General features: G+C 74.3%; 5 protein-coding genes. All 5 read right to left on the bottom strand.

Annotated elements, in window-relative coordinates; all coding sequences use genetic code 11:
* Positions 1–139: 139 nt before the first annotated feature.
* The 5 genes from SM450_RS24850 to SM450_RS24830 all read right to left on the bottom strand — a co-directional run bounded on the left by SM450_RS24850 (position 140) and on the right by SM450_RS24830 (position 6,217).
* Positions 140–1,879 carry a M28 family peptidase gene (locus tag SM450_RS24850; RefSeq protein ID WP_474622177.1) on the bottom strand — a complete coding sequence of 580 codons (1,740 nt, stop codon included), beginning with the start codon at positions 1,877–1,879 and terminating at the stop codon, positions 140–142.
* Positions 1,880–2,017: 138 nt separating this feature from the next.
* On the bottom strand, positions 2,018–3,529 hold the full coding sequence (locus SM450_RS24845) for an RsmB/NOP family class I SAM-dependent RNA methyltransferase (protein WP_474622176.1): 1,512 nt from the start codon (positions 3,527–3,529) through the stop codon (positions 2,018–2,020).
* 58 nt (positions 3,530–3,587) lie between these two features.
* Positions 3,588–4,514: a methionyl-tRNA formyltransferase gene (gene fmt / locus SM450_RS24840; RefSeq protein WP_474622185.1), complete on the bottom strand. Its 927-nt coding sequence runs from the start codon at positions 4,512–4,514 to the stop codon at positions 3,588–3,590.
* Between the two features lie 5 nt (positions 4,515–4,519).
* Positions 4,520–5,077 carry a peptide deformylase gene (gene def / locus SM450_RS24835; protein ID WP_474622175.1) on the bottom strand — a complete coding sequence of 186 codons (558 nt, stop codon included), beginning with the start codon at positions 5,075–5,077 and terminating at the stop codon, positions 4,520–4,522.
* Positions 5,078–5,119: 42 nt separating this feature from the next.
* Positions 5,120–6,217, bottom strand: coding sequence for a cytochrome P450 (locus SM450_RS24830; RefSeq protein WP_474622184.1), 1,098 nt, complete (start codon positions 6,215–6,217; stop codon positions 5,120–5,122).
* Between the last annotated feature and the right edge of the window lie 33 nt (positions 6,218–6,250).

Below are 6,250 nucleotides of genomic sequence, written 5' to 3'. Positions count from 1 at the left end.
TCACTTCCCTCGGGGGCGGGGGGTGGGGGGTTCGGGGGGTGGCTCGGACGGGCCGGCGGTGGGCGGACGCCGTTTCGGGGCGGTCGGGCGCGCGGCGCGGGGGGGGGGGGGGCCGCCCGCCCCGCCCCGCCCGGCGCGCTCAGCCGACCTGGAGCGTCACGTCGTCGATGACGAAGCTGGTCTGGAGCGAGGCGTCCTCGACACCTGTCCACTTGAGCGTGACCGTCTGTCCGGCGTATCCGGCCAGGTTGAAGCTGCGCTGGGTGTAACCGGTGGCCTTGTTCAGGTTCGAGTAGGTCGCCAGCGTGGTGGAGCCGACCTGCACGGTCAGCTTGTCGTACGCGGTCGAGGTGGTGGTCTCGGCCGAGTCGATGTGCAGCCAGAACGCCAGGGTGTAGCTGGTGCAGCCGGCGGGCAGCGTCACCGACTGGGACAGCGTGTCGGTGTGCGACGAGCCGTACCCGTCCAGCCACGCCTTGTACGAACCGGTGCGGGCCGGCTGGCCGGGGTCGTTGGTGATGACGCCCGAGCTGGCCGTCCACGACGTGCTGCCCGACTCGAAGCTGCTGTTGCCGATGAGCTGACCGCCGGTGCAGCCGCCGCTGCCACCGGTCACGGTGAGCGTGTAGCTGGCGGTGCGGGTGGCCGAGCCGGTCCCGGTGACGGTGATCGTGAACGTGCCGGTGCTCGCCGTGGACGAGGCGCTCACCGTCATGGTGGCGGAGCCGCCGGAGGTGACCGAGGACGGGCTGAAGCCGACCGTGACCCCGCTCGGGGCACCGCTCGCCGACAGCGTCACCGTCTGGGCGCTACCGGCGGTGGTGGCGGTGCTGACCGTGGCGGTGGTGGAGCCGCCCCGGGCGACGCTGCCGGAGGTGGGGCTCACCGCGACGGAGAAGTCGTTGGTCGGGGTGCCGCCGCCGACCGCCAGCGCCCAGATCGCGTACGCCACGCCGTCGGCGCTGCGGTTGAGGACTGTCGTGTTGATGTTGCTGGTGGTGTCGCAGGAGCGGTGGTAGCAGCCGTCGTACGCCGCGCCCGAGGTGCCGCCCCACTTGGCGGCCTGCGCCGCGGTCTTGGTGTAGCTGGCGCCCGCCGCGTAGCCGGAGGTCTGGATGCCGGCGTTGGCGAACGAGTAGTCGTCGGAACGGCCCTGCCCCTCGGTGTTCTCCTCCGGCGAGATGCCGAACGAGTCCCAGTACGCCTTCAGCGGCGCCGCGGTGGCCGAGGTGATCCGGTTGATGAAGTAGCCGCCGTTGGGCGAGCCCACCATGTCGAAGTTGTAGTAGCCCTTGATGTAGCCCCGCTGGGTGGTGCTGAGCTGGTTGACGTAGTGCTTCGAGCCCTGGAGCCCCTGCTCCTCGCCGTTCCACCAGGCGAACCGGACCCGCTTGGTCATGGTCGGGTTCTGCGCGGCCAGCACCAGGGCGTTCTCCAGCAGCGTGGCCGAGCCGGAGCCGTTGTCGTTGATGCCGGGGCCGGCGGCGACGCTGTCCAGGTGGGAGCCGAACATGACCACCTGGTCGGTGGGGCCCTGCGGCCACTCGGCGATCAGGTTGCTGCCCGGGTAGGTGCAGCTGGTGCAGTTCTGCTCGGTGACCGTGTAGCCGGCGGCCTGGAGCTTGCCCTTGACGTAGCTGACCGACGCGGCGTAGCCGGCCGAGCCGGCCCGCCGGTTGCCGCCGTTGCTGCTGGCGATGGAGTTGAGCTGGGTGAGGTGGGCCTGGACGTTGGTCAGGGAGACGTCCGGTGCGGCGAGTGCGGCGACGGCCGGGGCGGGGGCGGCCGGGGCGGCGGAGGCGGTGCCGGCCAGGCTCGCCGTCGTCAGGGTGGCGACGAGGGCGAGCGCGAGGCTCGTGGTCGGCGTGCTGCGTCTCATGGAGACTCCTCGTGGGAACGCGGGGGTGACGGACCGTTGGACCGTTGATCGGAACAGTTACATGCATCGATCGCACAGTCAACGGGATGTCACATCCCGCGAACCCCCTCCCCCGCAAGGGATGCACCCGCCGGCGGGTCAGCCCCGGCGCAGCACCGCCAGGAACATCGCGTCGGTGCCGTGACGGTGCGGCCAGAGCTGCACCGTCGGGCCGTCGCCCAGCCCCGGCATCCCGGCCGGAAGCAGCGGCCGGGCGTCGACGAAGTCGACCGGGAAGCCGCACCGCCGGGACGCCTCGGTCACCGTCACGTGCGTCTCCACCACGTGCGGCGAGCAGGTCACGTACGCGACCACGCCACCCGGGCGGACCGCGCGCAACGCGGCGGTGAGCAACTCGCGCTGGAGCCGGGTCAGCGGCGGCAGGTCCGACGGCTGACGCCGCCAGCGCGCCTCCGGCCGGCGGCGCAGCGCGCCAAGGCCGGTGCACGGCGCGTCGACGAGCACCCGGTCGAAATGCCCCTCCGGCAGCTTCGGATCACTGCCCACGGAGCGCCCGTCGGTGTGCACCACGGTGACCGGCAGGCCCCGGGTGGCCTGGTCGACAAGCCGGGCCCGGTGCTCGGCCACCTCCACCGCGGTCAGCCGCGCGTCGCGCGTCGCCGCCAACGCGCCGAGCAGGCCGGACTTGCCGCCCGGACCGGCGCACAGGTCAAGCCACCGGCCGTCCGGACCGTCGAGCGGCGCGGCGACGAGCGCGTCCGCCACCAACTGCGAACCCTCGTCCTGCACGTGCGCCCGCCCGTCGGCCACCGCCGCCAACTCACCCGGCGCGCCGCCCGGCAGATAGACCGCGTACGGCGAGAACGCGCCGGGCGCGCCGCCGACCTCGTCCGCGAGCGCCACCGCGTCGGCCCGGCCGGGCCGGGCGCACAGGTGCACCGGCGGACGCTCGTTGTCCTCGATCAGCAGGCGGGTGGTCTCCCCCAGGTCGCCGCCGAGCGCCTCGGCGAACGACCTGACGATCCACTGCGGATGGCTGTACGCCAGCGCCAGGTGCCCGATCGGGTCGGTCTCCTCGGCCGGGGCGAGCTTCGCCACCCAGCCGTCGACGTCCCGGCCGGCGATCTCCCGCAGCACCGCGTTGGCGAACCCGGTGGCGCCCGGCCCGACCATCCGGACCAGGTCCACCGTGGACGACACCGCGGCGTGCGCGGGCACCCGGGTGTGCAGCAACTGGTAGGCCCCGAGCCGCAGGGCGTCGCGCACCGGCGGGTCGATCCGCTGCACGTCCCGACCGGCCGCGTCGGTGACGATTGCGTCCAACGTGCCGGTGTGCCGCAGCGTGCCGTAGGTCAACTCGGTGGCGAACGCGGCGTCCCGGCCGTGCAGCCCGGCCTCGCGCAGCATCGCCGGAAGCACCAGATTGGCGTACGCGTCGTCGCGGTGCACCGCCGCGAGCGCCTCGTACGCGACGTGCCGGGGCAGGTCCACCGCCGGCCGGACCGGACGCTGCCCGCCCCGCCGGTCGGCGCCGCCCCGGAACGACCCGCCGGGCCGGCCCGCGCCACGCGGACGATCGCCGCCGCTGCGCTCGTACCCCCGGGCACGCTCGCCCTCGACGGGCCGCTCCGGGCGTGACGGGCCCGTCACGCGGAGCCCTCTTCCGTTCGCGACCGCGGGGCTCGCAAACCCGGCTCACTCCTCGCGCTCACGCGAACACCTCGCCACCGGCGACCCGGGCGCCGCGCGCCCAGTCCCCTGCCGACATGGCCTTCTTGCCGGCCGCCCGCACCTCGCCGAGCCGCACCGGCCCGGTGGCGGTGCCCACAAGCACCTGGGACTTCTCCACAAGCAGCTCACCCGGCTTCAGCTCGGGGCCGTTCGCCAGCGGGACGACCGGGCCGAGCTTGACCCGGTCGTCGCGGAACGTGGTCCACGGGCCGGGTGCCGGCGTGCACGCGCGCACCCGCCGGTCGACCGCGAACGCCGGGTCGGCCCAGCGGATCCGCGCGTCCTCGACGGTCAGCTTCGGCGCCAGGGACACCCCGTCGGCCGGCTGCGGCTCGGCCCGGGCGGTGCCGGCGCCGATCGCGTCGAGCACCGCGACGAGCAGCCCGGCGCCGGAGTGGGCGAGCCGCTCCAGCAGGTCGCCGGACGTGTCGGCGGGCCGGATCTCGTCGGTGACGGTGCCGAAGACCGGGCCGGTGTCGAGCCCTGCCTCCAGCTGGAAGACGCTCGCCCCGGTCAGCTCGTCGCCGTGCAGCACGGCGTGCTGCACCGGCGCCGCGCCCCGCCACGCGGGCAGCAGCGAGAAGTGCAGGTTGATCCAGCCGTGCCGGGGGATCTCCAGCGCCACCGGCGGCACAAGCGCGCCGTAGGCGACCACTGGCACGCAGTCCGGCGCGAGCGCGCGCAACCGGTCGAGGAACTCCGGCTCACGCGGACGGGCCGGGGTGAGCACCTCGACGCCGTGCTCGTCGGCCCAGGCGCCGACCGGCGAGCGGTGCAGCCCCCGACCGCGCCCGGCCGGGGCGTCCGGGCGGGTCACCACGGCGAGCAGCTCGTGGCCGGAGGCGGCGATCGCGTCCAGGGCCGGTACGGCGACCGCAGGCGTGCCGGCGAAGACCAGGCGCATCCGGGTCACCGCCCCAGGCCGAACGGGTTGTTGAGGTGCGGGCTCATCTTGACCGTGGGCGGGGCGGCGTGGTCGTACCACTCGGCCTGACGGATCGCCTTCATGGCCTCCTTGCGGCCGGCCGGGTCGAGCCGGTCGACGAAGAGCACCCCGTCGAGGTGGTCGGTCTCGTGCTGGAGGCAACGGGCCATCAGGCCGGTGCCGACGATCTGCATCGGGTCGCCGTGGGCGCTGAAGCCCTTCGCGATCACGTTCTGCCGGCGCTTGGTGTCGAAGTAGAGGCCCGGGATGGACAGGCAGCCCTCCGGGCCGTCCTGCTCCTCGGCGTCGGGGAACTCCAGCACCGGGTTGACCAGATGGCCGAGCATGTCGTCCACGTCGAAGGCGAACACCCGAAGGCCCACCCCGAGCTGCGGCGCGGCCAGGCCGGCACCGCCCTGCTCACGCATCGTGTCGGTCAGGTCGGCGACCAGCTTGCGCAGCTCGGCGTCGAAGTCGACCACCGGGTCGGCCGGCGTGCGCAGCACCGGATCGCCGAACAGACGGATGGGCTGAACGGTCACGCGGCGGGGCTCCTTGTCTGGGACGGCTGGTGCGCCCCCAGTCTACGGAGTCGGCCCGACCGCCCCGGGCGGCGTACCGGCAACGGTGACCGGGGCCGCCTCGCGCCCCGGTGTGACCGGCAGCGTGGCGTACCCGCGCAGGGTGAGCCGGACCCGCCGCTCGGGCCGGCCGGCCACCGCCAGCTCGGGCAGCCGGCGCAGCAGCAGCGGGAACGCCACCTGCGCCTCCAGCCGGGCCAGCGCCGCGCCGAGGCAGTAGTGCGGCCCGGCGCCGAAGGACAGCGGATGGACCTGTGGCCGCCACGGGTCGAAGCGGGCCGGCTCCGGATAGCGGCGGGGGTCCCGGTTCGCCGCGCCGAGCGACACCATGATCCAGCTCTCGGTGGGCAGGTCGACCCCGCCGTGCCGGGACGGCGCGGTGCTCATCCGCGAGGTGAGCTGCACCGGCGAGTCGTAGCGCAGCAACTCGTCGACGTACGCGGGGGCGAACTCCGGGTGCTCCCGCAGCGCCGCCGCCGCGTCCGGGTGGTCGAGCAGCGCCACCAGGCCGTTGCCGAGCAGGTTCGTGGTGGTCTCGAAGCCGGCCACCAGCAGCACGATCAGGTTGGCCAGCAGCTCGTCGCCGGACAGCCGATCACCCTCGCCCTCGTGCGCCTGGACCAGCGCTGTGGTCAGGTCGTCGGCGGGGGCCCGGCGGCGGGCCGCCACCAGCTCGGTGAAGTAGGCGCGCAGCTCGCCCGCGCCCCGGTCGGCCACGGCCAGCTCCTCGGGCGTGATCTCCGGCTCCAGCACGTTCGTCAGGTCGGTGGCCCAGCACCGGAACAGCGGCCGGTCCGCCGCCGGCACGCCGAGCAGCGCGCAGATCACCGCGACCGGCAGCGGGTACGCGAACCCGGCCATGAAGTCGACGGGCGATCCGCCCCGGCCACCGGCCACCATCGCGTCGACGAGTTCGCCGGCCTGCTCCTCGACCACCTGGCGGATGGCGGCGATCCGGCGTGGGGTGAACGCGCCCGCGGCCAGCCGGCGCATCCGGCTGTGGTCGGGCGGGTTGGTGCGCAGCATCGACCGGGAGATCGACATCATCGCCGGGCTCTCCCGCCAGCCGGGCAGGAACTTCTCGCGCAACTCGTCGTCCATCACCAGCGGATCGGTCGATCCCCTCGCCCGGCG

The organism is Micromonospora marincola, assembly GCF_056150385.1.
The sequence above is the reverse complement of the archived record's forward strand: the minus strand, read 5'-3'. Positions and strand labels throughout refer to the sequence as shown.

Excerpts from the sequence above, each read along its gene's own strand:
- SM450_RS24850 (WP_474622177.1), bottom strand. The coding sequence starts at position 1,879 with ATGAGACGCAGCACGCCGACCACGAGCCTCGCGCTCGCCCTCGTCGCC.
- fmt (WP_474622185.1), bottom strand. The coding sequence starts at position 4,514 with ATGCGCCTGGTCTTCGCCGGCACGCCTGCGGTCGCCGTACCGGCCCTG.
- SM450_RS24830 (WP_474622184.1), bottom strand. The coding sequence starts at position 6,217 with ATGGACGACGAGTTGCGCGAGAAGTTCCTGCCCGGCTGGCGGGAGAGC.